We start from the raw sequence: 17280 nt of genomic DNA on the forward strand, positions 1-17280 counted from the left end.
CCCTGTTGAGTTCTCAAAGAACAACCACACACCGACCAGAAGCCCCACCTCAGTGGAACCCCGTTTCGGGGCAACCGCTCAAACCTACTTGGTCGAACTTTCATTGTCAACCTCATGTTCGAGGTGATCAATGTGGTTCGTCCGGACCCACGATGACGCACGCCGAACCCGGCGGTCGTTACTGTCGTGGGAAGCCGCAGACCGGCCGATCGCCGCTTCGCGGCTCTCCGCCCGGCTCCTGCCGGCTTTAGAACCTTACCCGGTCGGCTTCGCGTTCGCAACCCCGTTTCCGGGATGTTCCGCACCGCCCGATCCTCAGTCTCGCTCGGCGTTCCCGCCACGAGCCTGGCGCCCGTTCTCGGCCAGTTTGTCCGGCCTCCCCCGTGCAGAGAGAAAGTTACGCGGACGGCCCGGAGAAGGCAAATCAGGGTTCATCACTGGTTCTGATCGGCTGCTTCGCAACGGTCCCGGTGCAGCCGGAGACGCGGGCCGTCCCGCCGTGCCAGAGTGTCAGACATGGATGAGTCCGGGCTCGGCACCAGGGTGCTCGCCGAGGAGTCGCTGCTCGGCGTTCTTCTGCCCTTCTGGCAGGTGGTGATCGGCGCGGTCGTGCTGGTCGTGCTGGTGCTCTCCGTGGGGCGACTGGCCCGGCGGGGCAAGTCCCGAATGACCACCGCGCTGCTGATAACCGCCGCGGCCATCGCCGGCTTCGCGGTGATCGGCGTCCTGCTGGAGGGCTGAGACTCAGAGCCGCCGGTTGGCCAGGCTGGGCAACTCGGCCCGGATCACGGCGAGCCGGTCGAGGTCCAGCTCGACGACGGACACACCCGGGCCGTCCGGCAACTGGGTGAGGACCGTCCCCCACGGATCGACCACCATGCTGCGCCCGAAGCAGGTACGGCCCGGGTCGTGGTCGCCGGTCTGGCCGGCCGCCGCCACGAAGCACTGGTTCTCGATGGCCCGGGCCCGCAACAGGACCTCCCAGTGGTCCCGGCCGGTGTGCATCATGAATGCCGCCGGGACCACCAGCAGCTGTGCCCCACCATCGGTGGCGAGCAGCCGGTACAACTCCGGGAAGCGCAGGTCGTAGCAGATCGACAGGCCGACCCGCAGACCCTCGATGTCCACCACCACCGGCTGCGCCCCGGGCGCGACAACCGTCGACTCCCGGTAGGAGACCCGGCCGGGGATCTCCACGTCGTACAGATGGATCTTGCGATAGCTCGCGGCCAGATTGCCGGAACGGTCGAAGACCAGCGACGTGTTCCAGGTGTGTTCCGGGTCCGGACCGGCCTCGTGGAAGGAGCCGGCCACCAACCAGATGCCGAGCCGCTGGGCGATCTCGGCGAAGAAGCTGCCCACCTCACCGTCCGCCGGCTCCGCCTCGGGCATCCCGGCGGCCGGACCGAGGTAGTCGACGTACTCCGGAAGGACGGCGAGGTCCGCGCCGCCGGCGGCCGCGCGGCCCAGCAGGGCCTCTGCTGCGGCCAGGTTGGCCTTACGGTCGTCCCGGGCGTTCAGTTGGCAGACCGCGACGCGCATGAGCACAAGGGTACGTCCGAAAGGGCGGCTCGGACAGCGTCAGAGGCTGGCCAGCACCAACGCACCGGCGGCGAAACCGAGCCCGGTGATCTGGACGACGCGCAGCCGCTCCCGGTCGACGGCCAACGCCAGCAGCACGGTGCTGGCCGGGTAGAGCGCGGCGACCGCAGCGACGATGCTCAGGTGACCACGGGCAGCGGCGGCGAGGAAGAGCGCGTTGGCAGCGCTGTCGAGCAGACCGGCCACCGCCGCCCAGCCCCACTGCCGTCGCCCGAGGCGCAGCCGCACCCGGGTTCCGAGGGCCAGCGCGAGGCCGAACGCGATCGAGCTCGCCCGAACCGCCGCCACCGGCCACATTCCGGCGCTCTCGTCGGCCTGGCCCAGCAGGGTGTAGAAGACACCGAACAGCGCCCCGGCGGCGAGCGCGAGCCCGACCAGCCGCGCCGGGATGGCTCGTCCGCCGCCGCTCTCTCCCAGGCTGACCAGGGCGATGGCCAACACCGCGAGGCCGGCGCCGGTGAGCGCCAAAGTGCCCGGGAAGGACGCCGTGAAGAGACCCGCGATGATCGGCACCACCGCGGCGGTGATCGCGGTGACCGGCGCCACCACCGCCATCATCCCGCCGGCGAGCGCACGGTAGAGCAGCATGACACCACCCCCGCCGGCCACCCCGGCGAGAAGCCCCCAGCCGAGGTCGCCGAGGTGCGGGGTCCCGGGCACGACAAACACCAGGACGACCAGCAGCGGGACACTCAGCAGCTGGGAGATCACCGTGACGGCGATCGGGTCGGCGTGCCGGGACGCCTTGCCTCCGGAGAAGTCGGCGGTACCGAACGCGACGGCGGCCAGCGCGGCCAGGACAATGGGTATCATCCATCCGTCGTACCACAATAATGACCGCGAAGGATAGTTTAATGACCGAGCCGGGACCGGATCGGGTGGGCGCGGTTACCGCCGCGGTTGCCCGACAGGTACGCGAACTACGGGCCGCCAGAGGCTGGTCCTTCGACGAGTTGGCCGGCCGGTCCGGGGTGAGCAAGGGCATGCTCGTGCAGATCGAGGGCGCGCGCACCAACCCGAGCGTCGGCACGCTGTGCCGGGTCGCCGACGCGTTCGGCGTCAACATCGCCCACCTGCTCGAACCGGCCGAAGAACACACCGTGAAGATCACTCCCGCCGGCGAGGCGCCAGTGCTCTGGCAGGGCGAACACGGCGGCACCGGCCACCTGTTGAGCGGACTGGGCGAGCCGGACCTCGTCGAACTCTGGGACTGGCGGATGGCGCCCGGAGAGGCGCACCGCTCCCTCGACCACCCGCGCGGCACCCGGGAGGTGCTGCACGTGCTGGACGGCGCCGTGGTCGTCCGCGTCGACGGGCAGGACCACCCCGTCCGCGCCGGCGAGACGATCGAGTTCCACGCCGACCGCGAACACGGCTACCGCAACGACACCGACGCGCCGACCCGGCTGATGATGGTGACCGTCACCCCGTCGGGCGAATGGGACCGCCGAACGCGATCACGCCGGCCGCGGCAGGAGTGAGCGGCCGGCGTGGCGTGGGGAGGATCAGGCCGACTTCTCCTCGCGGTCCCGCCGGGCCCGACGCCCGGTGAACTCGCGCGGAACGATTGTCGGGTTGACGTTCTCCAGGACCACCTCACGAGTGATCAACACCCGGGCGGCGTCGGGGTTGCTCGGCACCTCGTACATCGCGGAGAGCAGCACCTCTTCGATGATGGCCCGCAGCCCACGGGCGCCGGTGCCCCGCAGCATCGCCTGGTCGGCGATCGCCTCCAGCGCCGGCTCGTCGAACTCCAGCTCAACCCCGTCCAGCTCGAACAGGCGCTGGTACTGCCGGACCAGGGCGTTACGCGGCTCGGTGAGGATCCGCACCAGGGCGCTGCGGTCCAGACTGCGCACGTTGGTGATCACCGGCAACCGGCCCACGAACTCGGGGATCAACCCGAACTTGAGCATGTCTTCCGGCATCACCTGGCTGAAGATGTCGTCCGTCGAGCGCTCCGAAACCGACCGGAGCCGGGCACCGAAGCCGGTGCCGCCCTGCCCGGTGCGGGACTCGATGATCTGGTCGAGACCCGCGAAGGCGCCACCGCAGATGAACAGCACGTTGGTGGTGTCGATCTGGATGAACTCCTGGTGCGGGTGCTTGCGGCCGCCCTGCGGCGGCACGTTGGCGACAGTGCCCTCGAGCATCTTGAGCAGGGCCTGCTGGACACCCTCACCGGAGACGTCCCGCGTGATCGACGGATTCTCCGACTTGCGGGCGATCTTGTCGACCTCGTCGATGTAGATGATGCCGGTCTCGGCGCGCTTGATGTCGTAGTCCGCGGCCTGGATCAGCTTGAGGAGGATGTTCTCCACGTCCTCGCCGACGTAGCCCGCCTCGGTCAGGGCCGTGGCATCGGCGATGGCGAACGGGACGTTCAACATCCGGGCGAGGGTCTGCGCCAGGTGGGTCTTGCCGCAACCGGTCGGGCCGAGCAGCAGGATGTTGGACTTGGCCAGCTCGACGGCGTCACTGCCGGAGCCGGGCGCGTTGGCCGCCTCAGCCTGGATCCGCTTGTAGTGGTTGTAGACCGCTACCGCGAGCGCCTTCTTGGCCTGGTCCTGCCCCACGACGTAGTTGTCGAGGAACTGGCAGATCTCCATCGGCTTGGGAAGCTCTTCCCACTTCACCTCGCCGGACTCGGCCAGCTCCTCTTCGATGATCTCGTTGCAGAGATCGATGCACTCGTCGCAGATGTAGACCCCTGGGCCCGCGATGAGCTTCTTGACCTGCTTCTGCGACTTGCCGCAGAAGGAGCATTTCAGTAGGTCGCCGCCGTCACCGATCCGTGCCACCTACGTTCTCCCTGCACTCATCGGCCGGAGACCCGGCCCTGACCTGCGGACGCTGCGCGCCGTCCGGTTTGGTTCACCCCGCCGGCCCAACCGGCGAAGCGGTACGGACCCGACGTTACCCGCTGGCGGGGCATTCTCCGACCCCCAAAACGGGTGTGTCAGAGGTCGGCCGGGAACTGCCCGCCCCGGCCAACCTCTGACCCGGTACTGCTCAGCTGGCGGAGTGAGTCGCCAGCAGACCCTTCTTGCGGCTGGTCAGGATCGTGTCGACCAGCCCGTACTCCTTGGACTCCTCGGCCGTCATGATCTTGTCACGGTCGATGTCCTTGCGAACCTGCTCGATCGGGCGGTTGCAGTGGCGGGACAGCATGTCCTCCAGCTGCGTCCGCATCCGCAGGATCTCCCGGGCCTGGATCTCGATGTCCGAGCCCTGCCCGTAGCCGCCCTCGGTGGCCGGCTGGTGGATGATGATCCGCGAGTTCGGAAGAGCCATCCGCTTACCCGCGGTGCCCGCCGACAGCAGCACCGCCGCCGCGCTGGCGGCCTGCCCGAGGCAGACCGTCTGGATGTCCGGACGGACGTACTGCATGGTGTCGTAGATCGCCGTCATGGCGGTGAACGACCCACCCGGCGAGTTGATGTACATGATGATGTCGCGGTCCGGGTCGGTGCCCTCGAGCGTCAGCAGCTGGGCCATCACGTCGTTTGCCGACGCGTCGTCCACCTGGACGCCGAGGAAGATGATCCGGTCCTCGAAGAGCTTGTTGTACGGGTTGGATTCCTTGACCCCGTACGACGTGCGCTCGACGAACGACGGCAGCACGTAACGGTTGTGCACGGCCGCGAACTGGGGCGGCAAGCTCAGATCGGTCATCGTCAGCTCCTCAGCTCAGGGTCCCGGCGCCATCCGGAACCTGAGCGGCTCCGATGATCACCTTGTCGATGAAGCCGTAGTCCATGGCCTCCTGGGCGGTGAACCAACGGTCCCGGTCCGAGTCCGCCTCGATCTGCGACTGGCTCTGGCCGGTGTGGTGCGCGACCCGCTCCTGGAACATCCGCTTCGTGTAGAGCATCTGCTCCGCCTGGATGGCGATGTCGGACGCCGTGCCGCCCAGACCACCGGACGGCTGGTGCATCATGATCCGGGCGTGGGGCAGGGCGTACCGCTTGCCCTTGGTGCCCGCGCAGAGCAGCAGCTGGCCCATCGAGGCCGCCATGCCCATCGCCACGGTCGACACGTCGTTGTCGATGAACTGCATGGTGTCGTAGATCGCCATGCCGGAGTAGACCGAGCCACCCGGCGAGTTGATCCACAGGTTGATGTCGCGGTCCGGGTCCTCCGCGGCGAGCAGCAGCAGCTGCGCGCAGATGCGGTTGGCGACCTGGTCGGTCACCTCACTGCCCAGGAAGATGATGCGCTCCTTGAGCAACCGGTTGTAGACCGAGTCGTCGAGGTTGCCAATGGAGTCGCCACCGCGCGCGTCAATCGCCCGGAGCGACTTCTTGGGGATGTGCATGTCGGTCATGGCAGCCCTTCGCTCTCCGTACCGTCTTTCCCGACACTAACCGCTGTGCGGGGCGGCAGAGTCCCGGTCGGGGCACTGTTCGCTCTCAGCGCAGCTGTGTCGGGGGCACCCGCGGCGCGGGCTTCCGGGCGTACCCGGCAACGCTGACCTCCGGGCGTACCCAGAAATGGATTCGGCCGCCGTCCACCGCACAGCGGCGGACGGCGGCCGCACCCGACGATCAGTGGTCGTGGTTGTGCTCGGCCTCGTTGGCGGCGCGCAGGGCGTCGAGGGTGACCTCGTTGCCGGCCGAGTCCTTGATCGTGATCCGCTCCATGACGGCGGCGAGCGCCTTGCCCCGTCGCACGTCACCGAAGACCGCGGCGGCCGCGCCGGAGCGCACCAGCTGGTCGTAGTACTGCTGGGGAGCCATCCCGGCACGCTGCGCCCGGTGCACGATCTCGTGCCCGAACTCGTCGTCGGAGACCTGCACGTCCTCCGCGTCGGCGAGCGTGTCGAGCAGGAGCTGGACCTTGACGCCCTCGGTCGCCGCCTCGGTCAGCTCGGTGTCGATCTGCTCCTCGGTCTTGTCCTCGGCCGCGAGGTACTCCTCCATGGAGGCGCCGATCCGCTCCAGCTGGTCGATCATCGCCTGCTTGCGGCTCTCGACCTCCTCGCGGACGACACCCTCCGGCGCCGGCACGTCGGCGGCCTCGACCAGCTGCGCCAGAGCCTTGTCCCGAGCGGCGTAGATCTGCTCGACCTGCTTGCCCTGGGTGACCCGGGCACGCAGGTCGCCGCGCAGCTCCTCGATCGTGTCGAACTCGCTCGCCATCTGGGCGAACTCGTCGTTCAGCTCCGGCAGCTCCTTCTCCTTGACCGTGCGCACGGTCACCGCCACCTCGGCGTCCCGACCGGCGAAGTCGCCGCCGACGAGCTGGGTGGTGAAGGTGGTGTCGTCGCCGGCGGCGAGGCCGACCACGGCCTCGTCCAGGCCGGGCAGGAGCTGCTTGCTGCCCACCTCGTGGGAGATGTTGCTCGCCTGGCCGCCCGGCACGTCCTCGCCGTCGACGGTGGCGTTCAGGTCGATCTGGACGTAGTCGCCCTCGGCTGCGGCCCGCTCGACGGTCTTGAGGGTCGCGAAACGCTCCCGCAGGTTCTTCACCTGCTCGTCGATCTCGCTCTCGTCGATCTGCAGCTCGTCGACCGTCACCTCGATGGAGGACGCGTCCGGGATGGTGATCTCCGGGCGGACGTCGACCTCGGCGGTGAAGTTGAGCGAGTCGCCGTCGTTGAACTCGGTGATCTCGACCTCGGGGCGCCCCAGCGTCTTGAGGTCGTGCTCGCGCACCGCGGCCATGATGTTCTCCGGGATGGCCTCCTGCACCGCCTCGTTGAGGACGGTGCCACGGCCCACCCGCTGGTCGATCACGGCGGTCGGCACCTTGCCCCGGCGGAAGCCCGGAACCTGGACCTGCGAACCGATCTCCCGGTACGCCTTCTTGAGGCTCGGCTCGAGCTCGACGAACGGCACCTCGATGGCGAGCCGCACGCGCGTCGGGCTCAGAGTCTCGACGGTGCTCTTCACAGGCGTACTCCTTGACGGATCTCAGTTGAGTCTGGGCGTGATTCAGCCCATCGAGTGTAGGCGAGCCGGCCTGACGCTCCGGCAGCGCCCGGGGACCGCACGGTGGCGGCACCCGGGGCGGCCTGGCCGCGGACGACAGTCGGGGTGGCGGGATTTGAACCCACGGCCCCTCGCTCCCAAAGCGAGTGCGCTACCAAGCTGCGCCACACCCCGTGGCGACGTGCAGTCTATGCCGTCAGCGCGACTCAGGCGGTGCCGGGGCACCCACCACCCGGACATATCGCCCTAAAACCCCGTAACGCCCGCAGGGCCCCGCGCTGCGGGCGACCGGTCGGCCGCGGGGGTCAAGATCCACCCGCCTTCCCGGATCTCGCGGTGTCCGGGCCAGGAGAGACCACGACATCCCTGATGTCGAGTGGATCTCCGGAGTGTGGCGACCCGACGCGCACGCAACCCGGCGTCAAAGGGGCGGTGGCGTGGCTGCGCGGTCGGCAGAGGCATTGGGTACGCTGTCCGCGCGCCCCGTTTCGGCGGGGTGCACGCGGGCGTAGCTCAATGGTAGAGCTTCAGTCTTCCAAACTGACTACGCGGGTTCGATTCCCGTCGCCCGCTCCAACGACCTCCGGCCCAGGTCATAGGTTGCCTCCCCCGATCCTGGGCCGGCCGGCCACTCCCCCGCTCCGACCTCGCGGGCACCGGACCGCCCCGGCGCCGGGACATCGGTGGCCCGCCGCGCTCGGCCGAAAGTGGCGCAGGCCAGGCGTCAGGGGTTCGAGGTTCGCCGATACGGCTCCTGTGAAGGCCGTCGCGGATGGCCGAGACTGTGGCGATGTCACACGACGTCGAGAGCGCCCCCCGCAGGCAGGTCGCCACTGCCGCTCTCCTCGTCGCCGCTGGCGTGCTCATCCTCTTCGTCCCCGCCGGCGACGAGGGCAGGGTCCTCGTCGCCCTCAGCGAAGGTCACGGGCTGTCGGCAGTGGACGTGGTCGGCGCGGCGCTGCTGGCGTCGGGCGGCACCTGGCTGGAGGTGCTCGTGGTACGACGCCTGCCGCACCTGGCCCTGCCCCCACGGACGTTGTTCGCCCTCGGCCTGCTGGCCGGCCTCGGTGTGGGGCTCGTGATCGCCTCGGTCTTCTCGGGATTCTTCTGGTGGTGGGCTGTCGGCGCCACCGCGCTCGGCGTCGTCGTTCTCGTCCTCGTGCCCCTCACGGCACGCCGTTGAGGTCATCGACCGGACGCCGGTCGAACATCCACGCCTGGCCCGGCCGCACGCGGCAGGTGACCGTCGCGGCCGAATCCCGACCCTGCGCGCGGACGCCGCCACGAATCACCTCCGCCGGATCACGCGGCGCGCGGCAACGCGAGCCAGTCCTGCCAGCTGATGTCGCGGCCCAGACAGCGGGGCTGCCGGAAGGGCCAGTCGGCGGCGATCCACTGCGGCACCAGCGCGTCGAGCGCGCGCTCCGCCTCGCTGCCGACAAGGTCGTTCACCACCCACCAGGAGATCTCGCCGTCGGCGCCGGTGCGCTCGGGCGGGTCGACGTAGACACACCCGAGGATCGCCGTCTCCTCCTCGTCCAACAGCGCGTAGTTGAACGACTGGTGCGCGGCGATCTCCTTCTCGTGCCGCAGCAGGTCGATGCGGTCCTCTTCGTAGGTCATCGTCTCCGGGGGCCAGGCCCAGGCCGGGCCGAAGATCTCCCACAGACGCTCCCGGGAGCCCATCACGGCGGGGTAGTCGAGCGCGGTGTCCGCCTCCCGGATCGGCCGCAGGTGCAGCGCCGTGTCGGGCACCGGCACGTGAACCGGGTGGACGAAGTCATCGGGCAGCCAGCTCATGGGCCGAGGCTATCGGCGGTGGGCGCGGGATGGTTCAGCGGTGCACGCGCCGGCGCGGCCGACGACGGCGACCTGGTCGCCGACTGTCGTCATCCAGGCAGAGACTTCCTCGGCTCCGGGGCTTCGCCGGGCCCGTAGGGATGGGTCGGCATGGATATCATCACGTGGGCAAGCGGAAGAGGTCGCACATGCAGCCAATTGGTCCGTACCAACGGATCCGGAGACTGGGCGTCTGCCAGATCGGCGGCATCTGGTCCGCCGTCGACGGTGGGCAGCAGCCTCTCGTGGTGGTGGTGCTCGACGTCGGCATCGCCGGAGAGTCACGGTGGCGGGACGCCTTCGCGGCCACCAGCCACGCGATCGCTCGTTCGGAGACGGGCAGCCCACTCTGGGTCGGCGCGGACTTCTCCGCCACCACTCCCTGGGTCGCGTACCCGGAGGATCTCCTGCCGACGGCCGAGCGCACCTTCGCCGCCCTCGGGATGACCTACCAGCCGGCTCCGGCCGAGCCGGACGATCCGCCCGCGGAGACGGGGCCCGCACGGCAGGCGGCGATACCGGTGCCGCGCCAGACGCCCCGCGCCGAGCACACGCCGCGAACCGAGCAGACGCCCCGGACCGAGCAGACGCCGCGGGCGCAGGCCACGCAGAAGCCAGCGGCTGAGGCCACGCAGACGCAACGGGCCGAGGCGACGCGGACGCCACCGGCCGACCAGCGGCCCCCGGCCGAGCAGGCGCCGCCGCCACGCGCCCCGCAGCCGACGCCGACGGACGACCAGCCACCACCGACCCTGCCACCGCCACCGACCCTGCCGCCGCCACCGACCCTGCCACCACTACCGACGCCGACGCCGACGGAGCAGGCTTCGATGCCGGCGTGGGCCGTCCCGTCGCCAGCGCAGGACACCCGGCCCCGCTCGACGTCCGCCGCCGCCACGAAACCCACGCCGGAAGCCGAACCGGAGCCGGCTCCGACGCCGGAGCCGAGACAATCCCGCGCGGGCCGCTGGGCCATGCCGGTCATCGGTCTGGTGCTCGGCCTCCTCGCCGGTGGTGGTCTGGTCCTGCTGCTCGACCCCGGCACGGATCCCCCACAACCGACGCCCACGGCGGGTCAGTCGGCACTGCCCGCGCCGGCCCCGGCATCCGCGCCGCTGAGCCCCGGGCTCGAACCGCCGGCCCAGGGCGAGTGGCCTGCCCAGTGGGTGCGGTTCGCCTCCACCGACCGGATCCTCACCCTCAACGGGCTCGACGGTCTGCCGTTTCCGGTGAAGGTGCCGCCGACCTGGCAGTGCACGTCCGTCGAGCGGGCCGCGGGGCTCAGCAGACACCAGTGCGGCGCGCCGGCGGGCAGCGACGCCGAGCTCGGCGGCGAGTTGGTGGTGCGCGACTGCCCGGCGCCCTGCGACGGGCCACGCCAGACCGCGATGCGGACCGGCGAGGAGGCCTGGGGGCTCCAGTGGGTGCGCAGTGGCCCCACCTCCGCGTACGCCGAGACCAGCAGCCTCACCGTCGACGGCGCGCAGCGGTACGGCCTGGTGGTGGTCGCGTACTGGCGCAGTGAAAGCGGTGACATCGACAAGCAGTTGGTGCTGCGGATGACCGCGCCGGTCGGTGGCGCCAACCAGCTCCGCCGGGTCGCCAACTACCTACGGGACGTCCTGATCTTCTGATCCGGTCGTGTGCTCGGGCGCGGGGCTGGGCGGCCCGGCTCGTGCGATCAGGCCGAGCGGAAGCCAGGTCAGGTATCCGGCGAGGGTGACGGACAGGTGCGATGCCTCCAGCCAGGACACCCACAGCAGCGCGACGAGGAAGAGCGCCGGCCCCACGGTGCCGGCCCCGGCCAGGAGCATCGACCGCCGCCAGACCTGGTACAGCAGCACCGCGAACAGCACGACGGTGAGCAGGCCCCCGATGGCCAGCAGGTGCACGAGCACGTTGTGCCCGTGGGTGTACCGGCCGCCGAGCGCCGCGGCCAGGTCCGGCTGCCGCTCGAAGTATTCCGGGCCGTGGCCGGTCAGTGGCCGCTCCGCCCATCGGCTCAGCAGGGCGCGCCACGTGCGGCCCCGGTTGGTGAAACCGGCCGGGTCGGTCGTCAGGAGCGGGCTGAGGATTGTCAGACCGAGCGCTACGGCAAGCGGGACGCCGATCAGCAGCGACAGGCGCCGGCGGCGGTCCCGGTCGGACCGGTCGGCCCGCCCACCGGTACGCCAGCGGAGCAGCCCCCAGGTCAGCAGGACGACGATGGCCGCGAGTTGGCTGGTCCGGGAACCGGTCCAGAGCAACGCGACAAGGATCAACGCCAGGGTGACCCGACGTGACGCGGTGGCCCGGATGCCGAACACGAACGGCAGACTGAGGGCGAGGATGATCCCGAGCACGTTCGAGTGTGCGTACGGGCCGGCCAGCAACCCGCCGATCGCCCAACCCTTGTTGCCCGCGTCGGCTCCGGTGAGCAGCCCCAGGTCCGGCCGCACGACCGCCAACAGCATCGCCACGACAGCGGTGGCCGCGCCGAGCACACCGATCGCGGCCAGCGCCGACGCCCCGGGTCGGAGCACCCAGATGGCGACAACGGCGATCGGGAGGGCCAGGGACACCGGCCCGGGGGGTTGCCCGTTCACCAGCCCCGCGAGATGGATGGCGGCCAGCGGGGCGAGGACCACGGCGAGCGCCCACAGGCGGTCCGGGCGTCGTTGCCGCAGCCCGTACGCGGTGAGGAGGAGGGCCAGGCCGAGGAACGCCGCGGTGGTGACGTCACCCAGGAAGCGGCCGGCAGGGGGCATCGACTCCACTGCCGAGTTGAAGGCCGGTCGCCCGTTTTGCAGGATCTGGACGAGTTGGGGAAGGGTCACCCTGATCCAGGCCAGGACCAGCAGCACGACGACGCCCGCGGTGCCGAGCCACTCGGCGTTGCCGGGGTCAGGCCGGATCAGTCTGCCGGCCCGAAGCAGGGCACCCTTCGGCTGGCCGCTGAACACCGTACTCATCGCACTCCCCCACCTGTGCCGGCTGACTGTGAATTGGCCGCGTCCCGCGCCTCGGGAGGACCGCTCCGGCGAGCCCGCCACCGCCGCGTGAGCCCGGCGCGCAGGTGACGGAGGTCCGCGGCGTACGGCACTGTCACCGCTCGCAGTGACGGCACCGCTGGCAACCTGCGTACCGACCGGGCCGCGATGCCGGCCGCGACGGCGTACCCCACCAGGCTGGCGAGGGCCGCGCCGACCGCACCCAGCGGGGCCAGCACGACGAGCAGCAGCACGCCGGTGAGTGAGCCGACGACGAGGGCGACCGACGACCGGCCCGCCTTGTCGTGCACGAGCAGCAGGGCGCTGAAGATCTGTACGCAGGTGAACACGACGGTGGCCGCGCAGAGGATGACGGTGGGCAGCGTGGCGGGGGCGAACGCGGCGCCGAAGAACCGTGGCACCAGCAGTCCCGCGCTCGCGGCGAGGACCGTGCACCCGAGCGCCGCCACCGGCACGGCGACCCGGGCCACCCGCAGGACGGATTCGTGGTCCTCGCTGCCCGCCCCGCCCATCAGGACGGTCCGGGCCGCTGTCGCGACGACGGTCGGCAGTTCCGCAACGCTGACCGCCACCGCGTAGAAGCCGAGTTCGCGGGCACCGAGCAGCGGTAGGCCGACGACCTGGTCGAGCCGGGCGCTGGAGGTCGCCGCGAGCACCCCCGGCAGGCAGGTGAGCGCGTACCGGATCAGCGACCGGACGGGAATCGGCTCGGCCTGATCCCCTGGTTCGGTACGGGTCGCCGGGCGGGCGCGGCGGCGCAGCCGGGGCAGCCCGACGAGCGCTCCGCTGGCGGTCGCGGTCAGGAAGAGCGCGGCGGCCCAGAAGGCGCTCAGGTCGAGGGCCACGCAGGCGATGACCAGCAGGATCGTCCGCAGCGCCGCCGGCACGACCTTCATCAGGTTGACGCCGCCGATGTCCGCGGCACCGGTGAGGGCGCCGATCGCCAGGTTCGCCAGGATGTGCAGCGGCGCGAGCAGCGCGAGCACCAGGAACTGCTCCCGGGCGGCCTCCGCCCGGTCGAAGACGAAGAGGCTCAACACGCCCAGGAGCAGCACGGCGACCAGGCCGAGCGGTACGGCGGCCAGCAGGCTGACCCGGGCCGCGTCCCGCCGGGACAGCCGCCTCTGCCGGACGTGGAAGGTCAGCGCGTCCTGTAGGCCGTACGTGCCCAGCCAGCCGCAGATCACGATCGGCAGGGTGAGCGCGGCGTACAGCCCGCGCCCCTCCGGCCCGAGTTCGCGGGAGAGGAACGGGCTGACGAGCAGCCCGCTGACCGGGATCAGCAGGTTGGCGGCGGTGGAGGCGACCAGCCGGTCGACGGCCATCATCGTGCGGATTCGGTGCCGGCGGCACCACGATCGGCGAGGTAGCCGTCGGTGCCGAGCGCGGTGCGGAGGCGTTCGGCGAACCGGTCCTCGGAGAACTCCTGCCCCACCAGCCGCGTCGCCTCGGTGGCCATCTCGTCCAGGGCGGTCGACGTGGTCGCGAGGAGTTCCGCGGCCAGCGCGGTCGGGTCCGTGGCGATCCGGACGGCGGGGCTCGCCGGCAGGCCCTCGGCGCCGACCGTCGTGGTGAAGACCGGCACGGCGTGGGCCAGCAGGGTGAGGGTCTTCAGCTTGACGCCGGCCCCGCTCCACAGTGGCACCACAGCGGCGCGGGCGTTGGCGAGGGCGGCGCGCAGATCCTCGACGTAACCGCGCACCCGTACGCCGGGGTGGCGGCCCAGCTCGGCGCGGACCGGCGCGGTCAGACCCGAGCCGATGAGGGTGAGGGTGTAACCGGACCGGACCAGCGCCGGCCAGCCCTCGGCGAGGAAGCGCCGCAGGCCGGTCAGGTTCGGCTCGTAGGCGAAGCTGCCCAGCCAGACCAACTCCCGCTCCTGGGGCCGAGGCTGGTGGCCGGACGGGAGCGGGACGCAGCTGGGCAACACGAAGGTGGCCGCCCGGCCGTGGTGTCGGCGCAGCCGTTCGGCCTCGGCCTCGCTGGTCACCGAGACGGTCGCGCAGGAGGCCAGCGCCCGCCGCTCGAATCGGGTCGAGACGGCGGTCAGGTAGTGGGCGCGCAGCCGGTACGCGAGGTCGCCCGCCGCGTCGATCTCCTGCCGGACGCTGGCGGCGAGCACGTTGGCCTTGTCCCAGTGCCAGCGCAGGCCAATCCCGTGGAAGTAGGCGCCGGCCGCCTCGCCGAGGGCTATCGCCGCGCCCTCGCGTCGCCGCAGCTCGTCGTGCAGGTCGGCGCTGTAGCGGCTCCGGATCCACGGCGGCAGACCGGACGCGAGGGCCTGCGCGTATCGGCCCGCCGGACCGAGGCGGTCGTAGCGGAAGGGCGTGGCCGCGAAGGTGCGTACCCGCATCGGGTGGACCATCTGGCGCAACTGCTCCACCTGGTCGGCGGTGGTGTCCGGGCGGCGGACCACAAGCAGGGCGCAGTCCGGCACCTGGGCCAGCGCCCGCAGGATCATCGACACCCGGACGGGATCACCCCGGTCGAGGGGGATCGGCAGGTACGACGAGACGACGCTGAGGGTCACCGGTGCCCACCTTCGCACGGCACTGTCGGTCGGGCCGGGGTCGGGCCGGCCAGGTCCCGCCAGACCGACAGCAACCGGTCGGCCTGCGCCGCCGGGGCGAACTCCGACCGGAGCCGGAGCAGCAGCACCTGGGCGCGCCGTTGGGCCGTGACCGGTTCGGCAACCACCGTCCGGATCGCGGCGGCGAGGGCAGCCGGGTCGTCCGGGGGGACGAGCCAGCCGCTGTCCGGACCGACGAGTTCGGGGATGCCCGAGACCGCGGTGGTGACCACCGGGACGCGCTGACTGGCCGCCTCCATCAGGAACACCGGGATGCCGTCGAGGTCGCCGTCCGGGGCGGGTCGGCAGGGCAGGGCGGCGACCTGCGCGCCGGCGAGCGCGGCAGTGGCCACCGAGTGTGGCACCGCGCCGTGCAGCGCCACGGTGTCGGCCAGCCCCGCCGCGTCGACCCGGCGGCGCAGGTTGTCCCGTAGTGGACCGTCGCCGTAGATGTCGTACCGGATCGGATGCCCGGCCTGGACGAGCCGGGCCACCGCGTCGATTGTGGTGTCGATCCCCTTCTTCGGGATCAGCCGGGCGACCGTGACGATCCTCGTCGGGGTGCCCGGCGTGGGGGTGGGCACTGTCGGTGGGGCGTCCAGGAGTCGGGCGTCGACGCCGGCCCGGACGACCCGGTGCGGAATCGTCGCCATCGGCACTCCCCGGTCAGCGAGTTGGCCGGCGGTCGCCGCGGAGACGACGAAGAGGTGCCGCAGTCGGGCCAGCCGGTGACGCAGAGCGGCCGGGTCCCGGTCGAGCAGGAAGTCGGCGGCGTGTGCGGTCGCCGTCACCGGCCGATCGAGTCGACGCCCGACCAGCAGGGCGACAGCGGTGGGCAGGTTGACGAAGTGGGCGTGCAGGACGTCCGGGTCGAAGCGCGCGATCTCGTCGGCGAGGGCGGTGGCGGCGGCGCTGGCCAGCAGGCCCCGCGCCAACCCCCGCCCCCCGGCAGCCCGCGACGGCAGCCCGAGCAGGCGCAGGTCGGCCGGGAGCCCGCCGGGACGGCGGAGCAGGTGGACGGCGGCCCGGCGCGGCTCGGCCCGACGGTTGCCGTCCGGGTTGGCCACGAAGACCTCGACCGTCGCCCCGGCCGCCCGCAGCGCCTCGACCTCGGCGGGGATGAAGGTCTCCGTGAGCCCGGGTGGGCGGACCTGGACGTACCCGATCCGTAGTGCCCTTGCGCTCACGCCGCGTCCCGCCCGCGGGCCGGCCGGTGGGCGCGGCGGACGGACTCGAAGAACTCGGCGTGCCGATCCACGCAGTCCGCGTCGGACAGCAGGCCCGGGGTGCGGGCGGCGGCGGTCGCCAGGTCATGCCGCAGCCGCTGGGAGGCCACCAGGGTACGCAGCACCGCGGCGAGCGCGTCCGGCTCTCCGGGCGGGACGAGCATTCCGTTGACCCCGGAGCGGATCCACTCCCCCGGCCCGCCGCCCTCGGTGGCCACCACCGGCAGCGCCCGGGCCAGCCCCTGGAGCACGGTCTGGCCCAGTGGCTCGGGCCCGAGCGACGAGTGCACCAGAATGTCGATCGAGTCGAGGAAGCCGTTGATGTCGTCGACATGCCCGCGGAACGTGACCTGTTCGCTGATGCCCAGCGTGGCCGCGAGTTCCCGCAGCTGCGTCTCGTAGGCCTCCTCGCCGAAGAGCGGGGCGCCGCAGAGGTACGCGCGCACGTCGGTGCCGCGCAGGCTCGCGGCGAACGCGCGGAGGAAGACGTGCTGGCCCTTCCAGTGCTGGAGCCGGCCGACCATCCCGATGGCCCTGACCTGGGGCCGGACCTCGGGGTACGCACGCCGCTCGGAGATCCCGCTGGGGCTCTGGATCACCGTCCGCTGGGCCGGAACCCGGGGGGCCGGCGGGACGCTGGCGAGGGTGAAGTCGGAGTTGGCGATGATTCCGTCGGCGCGCCGCATGGCCAGCCGACGGAACGCGGGCAGACCGATCGGGCCGAGGCTCTCGACGGTCAACGGGCCGCGGAGGTGCACCACGAGGGGCCGGCGTCCGGCGCGGTCGGCGAGCGCGCAGATGATCGCCGCGGCGGCGGTGTTCGCGTGCACCAGGTCGGCCTGCTGGTACAGCGGGCTGCGCCGCAGCACCCGGGCGCCGTCCCGCAGCGCCGTCAGGTAGCGGGCCGCCAGCAGGGGCGCCCCACTTCGGGTGCCGCCGGTGGGTAGCGTCGGCAGATCCCGGGCCTGCGCCACCTCCTCGGCGGGGAGCTGGTCGAAGGCGACGCCGGCGGGCGGGGCGTACACGGCCGCCTGCCAGGGGTGCGGCTGACCGAGCAGGCGGGCCAGGGCCAGCTCGGCCCCGCCGGGTTGCGCGGTGTGGGTGACATGCAGCACGCGCAT

General features: G+C 71.6%; 16 protein-coding genes and 2 tRNA genes. 5 read left to right on the top strand and 13 right to left on the bottom strand.

Features of this window, described 5'->3' with window-relative positions; genetic code table 11:
- Positions 1-516: 516 nt before the first annotated feature.
- The gene (locus ACQPWW_RS27800) at positions 517-741 is read left to right on the top strand and encodes a hypothetical protein (protein WP_433126588.1); all 225 of its coding nucleotides are present in this window, start codon (positions 517-519) and stop codon (positions 739-741) included.
- A gap of 3 nt (positions 742-744) precedes the next feature.
- Here the strand turns inward: ACQPWW_RS27800 and ACQPWW_RS27805 are convergent, their stop codons facing one another.
- Positions 745-1542: a carbon-nitrogen hydrolase family protein gene (locus tag ACQPWW_RS27805; protein WP_433126589.1), complete on the bottom strand. Its 798-nt coding sequence runs from the start codon at positions 1540-1542 to the stop codon at positions 745-747.
- 39 nt (positions 1543-1581) lie between these two features.
- Positions 1582-2415: an EamA family transporter gene (locus ACQPWW_RS27810; protein WP_433126590.1), complete on the bottom strand. Its 834-nt coding sequence runs from the start codon at positions 2413-2415 to the stop codon at positions 1582-1584.
- Between the two features lie 41 nt (positions 2416-2456).
- Here ACQPWW_RS27810 and ACQPWW_RS27815 point away from each other — a divergent pair, with 41 nt between their 5' ends.
- Positions 2457-3083: a helix-turn-helix domain-containing protein gene (locus ACQPWW_RS27815; RefSeq protein WP_433126592.1), complete on the top strand. Its 627-nt coding sequence runs from the start codon at positions 2457-2459 to the stop codon at positions 3081-3083.
- Between the two features lie 24 nt (positions 3084-3107).
- On the opposite strand, the gene clpX is transcribed toward ACQPWW_RS27815, so the two are convergent.
- From clpX to ACQPWW_RS27840, 5 genes are all read right to left on the bottom strand, one after another.
- Positions 3108-4403, bottom strand: coding sequence for an ATP-dependent Clp protease ATP-binding subunit ClpX (gene clpX / locus ACQPWW_RS27820; RefSeq protein ID WP_145779357.1), 1296 nt, complete (start codon positions 4401-4403; stop codon positions 3108-3110).
- 211 nt (positions 4404-4614) lie between these two features.
- Positions 4615-5277: an ATP-dependent Clp protease proteolytic subunit gene (locus tag ACQPWW_RS27825; protein WP_007464109.1), complete on the bottom strand. Its 663-nt coding sequence runs from the start codon at positions 5275-5277 to the stop codon at positions 4615-4617.
- A gap of 10 nt (positions 5278-5287) precedes the next feature.
- On the bottom strand, positions 5288-5929 hold the full coding sequence (locus ACQPWW_RS27830; RefSeq protein ID WP_007464111.1) for an ATP-dependent Clp protease proteolytic subunit: 642 nt from the start codon (positions 5927-5929) through the stop codon (positions 5288-5290).
- Positions 5930-6149: 220 nt separating this feature from the next.
- The gene (gene tig / locus ACQPWW_RS27835; protein ID WP_433126593.1) at positions 6150-7496 is read right to left on the bottom strand and encodes a trigger factor; all 1347 of its coding nucleotides are present in this window, start codon (positions 7494-7496) and stop codon (positions 6150-6152) included.
- Between the two features lie 139 nt (positions 7497-7635).
- Positions 7636-7709 (bottom strand) — tRNA-Pro (locus ACQPWW_RS27840).
- Between the two features lie 328 nt (positions 7710-8037).
- Here ACQPWW_RS27840 and ACQPWW_RS27845 point away from each other — a divergent pair.
- A tRNA-Gly gene (locus ACQPWW_RS27845) sits at positions 8038-8111 on the top strand.
- Positions 8112-8325: 214 nt separating this feature from the next.
- Positions 8326-8718, top strand: a complete 393-nt coding sequence (locus ACQPWW_RS27850; protein ID WP_433126595.1) for a hypothetical protein — start codon at positions 8326-8328, stop codon at positions 8716-8718.
- A gap of 119 nt (positions 8719-8837) precedes the next feature.
- Here ACQPWW_RS27850 and ACQPWW_RS27855 read toward each other — a convergent pair whose 3' ends face one another.
- Entirely contained in the window at positions 8838-9335 is a 498-nt protein-coding gene (locus tag ACQPWW_RS27855; RefSeq protein WP_433126596.1) for a GNAT family N-acetyltransferase, read from the bottom strand.
- A 188-nt stretch (positions 9336-9523) separates the two neighbouring features.
- Between ACQPWW_RS27855 and ACQPWW_RS27860 the strand changes: the two genes are divergently transcribed.
- Positions 9524-11008 carry a hypothetical protein gene (locus ACQPWW_RS27860; RefSeq protein WP_433126597.1) on the top strand — a complete coding sequence of 495 codons (1485 nt, stop codon included), beginning with the start codon at positions 9524-9526 and terminating at the stop codon, positions 11006-11008.
- Here ACQPWW_RS27860 and ACQPWW_RS27865 read toward each other — a convergent pair.
- From ACQPWW_RS27865 to ACQPWW_RS27885, 5 genes are read right to left on the bottom strand one after another with little or no spacing between them, the layout of a single operon-like run.
- Positions 10985-12325, bottom strand: a complete 1341-nt coding sequence (locus ACQPWW_RS27865; RefSeq protein WP_433126599.1) for an O-antigen ligase family protein — start codon at positions 12323-12325, stop codon at positions 10985-10987. The two genes, ACQPWW_RS27860 and ACQPWW_RS27865, sit on opposite strands and share 24 nt — an antisense overlap.
- The gene (locus ACQPWW_RS27870; RefSeq protein WP_433126600.1) at positions 12322-13692 is read right to left on the bottom strand and encodes a lipopolysaccharide biosynthesis protein; all 1371 of its coding nucleotides are present in this window, start codon (positions 13690-13692) and stop codon (positions 12322-12324) included. The genes ACQPWW_RS27865 and ACQPWW_RS27870 overlap by 4 nt, the downstream gene beginning before the upstream one ends.
- Positions 13689-14894: a glycosyltransferase gene (locus ACQPWW_RS27875; protein WP_433126602.1), complete on the bottom strand. Its 1206-nt coding sequence runs from the start codon at positions 14892-14894 to the stop codon at positions 13689-13691. Before ACQPWW_RS27875 ends, ACQPWW_RS27870 begins: the two co-directional genes overlap by 4 nt.
- A complete protein-coding gene (locus tag ACQPWW_RS27880; protein WP_433126603.1) occupies positions 14891-16120 on the bottom strand; it encodes a glycosyltransferase in 1230 nt (409 codons plus the stop codon). Before ACQPWW_RS27880 ends, ACQPWW_RS27875 begins: the two co-directional genes overlap by 4 nt.
- Positions 16117-17280, bottom strand: coding sequence for a glycosyltransferase family 4 protein (locus ACQPWW_RS27885; protein ID WP_433126604.1), 1164 nt, complete (start codon positions 17278-17280; stop codon positions 16117-16119). The genes ACQPWW_RS27880 and ACQPWW_RS27885 overlap by 4 nt, the downstream gene beginning before the upstream one ends.

This window comes from Micromonospora sp. CA-240977 (assembly GCF_050942285.1).
Lineage (GTDB): Bacteria > Actinomycetota > Actinomycetes > Mycobacteriales > Micromonosporaceae > Micromonospora.

Coding starts and splice junctions, on each gene's coding strand:
- ACQPWW_RS27800 (WP_433126588.1), top strand. CDS start 517: ATGGATGAGTCCGGGCTCGGCACCAGGGTGCTCGCCGAGGAGTCGCTG.
- ACQPWW_RS27805 (WP_433126589.1), bottom strand. CDS start 1,542: ATGCGCGTCGCGGTCTGCCAACTGAACGCCCGGGACGACCGTAAGGCC.
- ACQPWW_RS27810 (WP_433126590.1), bottom strand. CDS start 2,415: ATGATACCCATTGTCCTGGCCGCGCTGGCCGCCGTCGCGTTCGGTACC.
- ACQPWW_RS27815 (WP_433126592.1), top strand. CDS start 2,457: ATGACCGAGCCGGGACCGGATCGGGTGGGCGCGGTTACCGCCGCGGTT.
- ACQPWW_RS27825 (WP_007464109.1), bottom strand. CDS start 5,277: ATGACCGATCTGAGCTTGCCGCCCCAGTTCGCGGCCGTGCACAACCGT.
- ACQPWW_RS27830 (WP_007464111.1), bottom strand. CDS start 5,929: ATGACCGACATGCACATCCCCAAGAAGTCGCTCCGGGCGATTGACGCG.
- ACQPWW_RS27850 (WP_433126595.1), top strand. CDS start 8,326: ATGTCACACGACGTCGAGAGCGCCCCCCGCAGGCAGGTCGCCACTGCC.
- ACQPWW_RS27855 (WP_433126596.1), bottom strand. CDS start 9,335: ATGAGCTGGCTGCCCGATGACTTCGTCCACCCGGTTCACGTGCCGGTG.
- ACQPWW_RS27860 (WP_433126597.1), top strand. CDS start 9,524: ATGCAGCCAATTGGTCCGTACCAACGGATCCGGAGACTGGGCGTCTGC.
- ACQPWW_RS27865 (WP_433126599.1), bottom strand. CDS start 12,325: ATGAGTACGGTGTTCAGCGGCCAGCCGAAGGGTGCCCTGCTTCGGGCC.
- ACQPWW_RS27870 (WP_433126600.1), bottom strand. CDS start 13,692: ATGATGGCCGTCGACCGGCTGGTCGCCTCCACCGCCGCCAACCTGCTG.
- ACQPWW_RS27885 (WP_433126604.1), bottom strand. CDS start 17,280: ATGCGCGTGCTGCATGTCACCCACACCGCGCAACCCGGCGGGGCCGAG.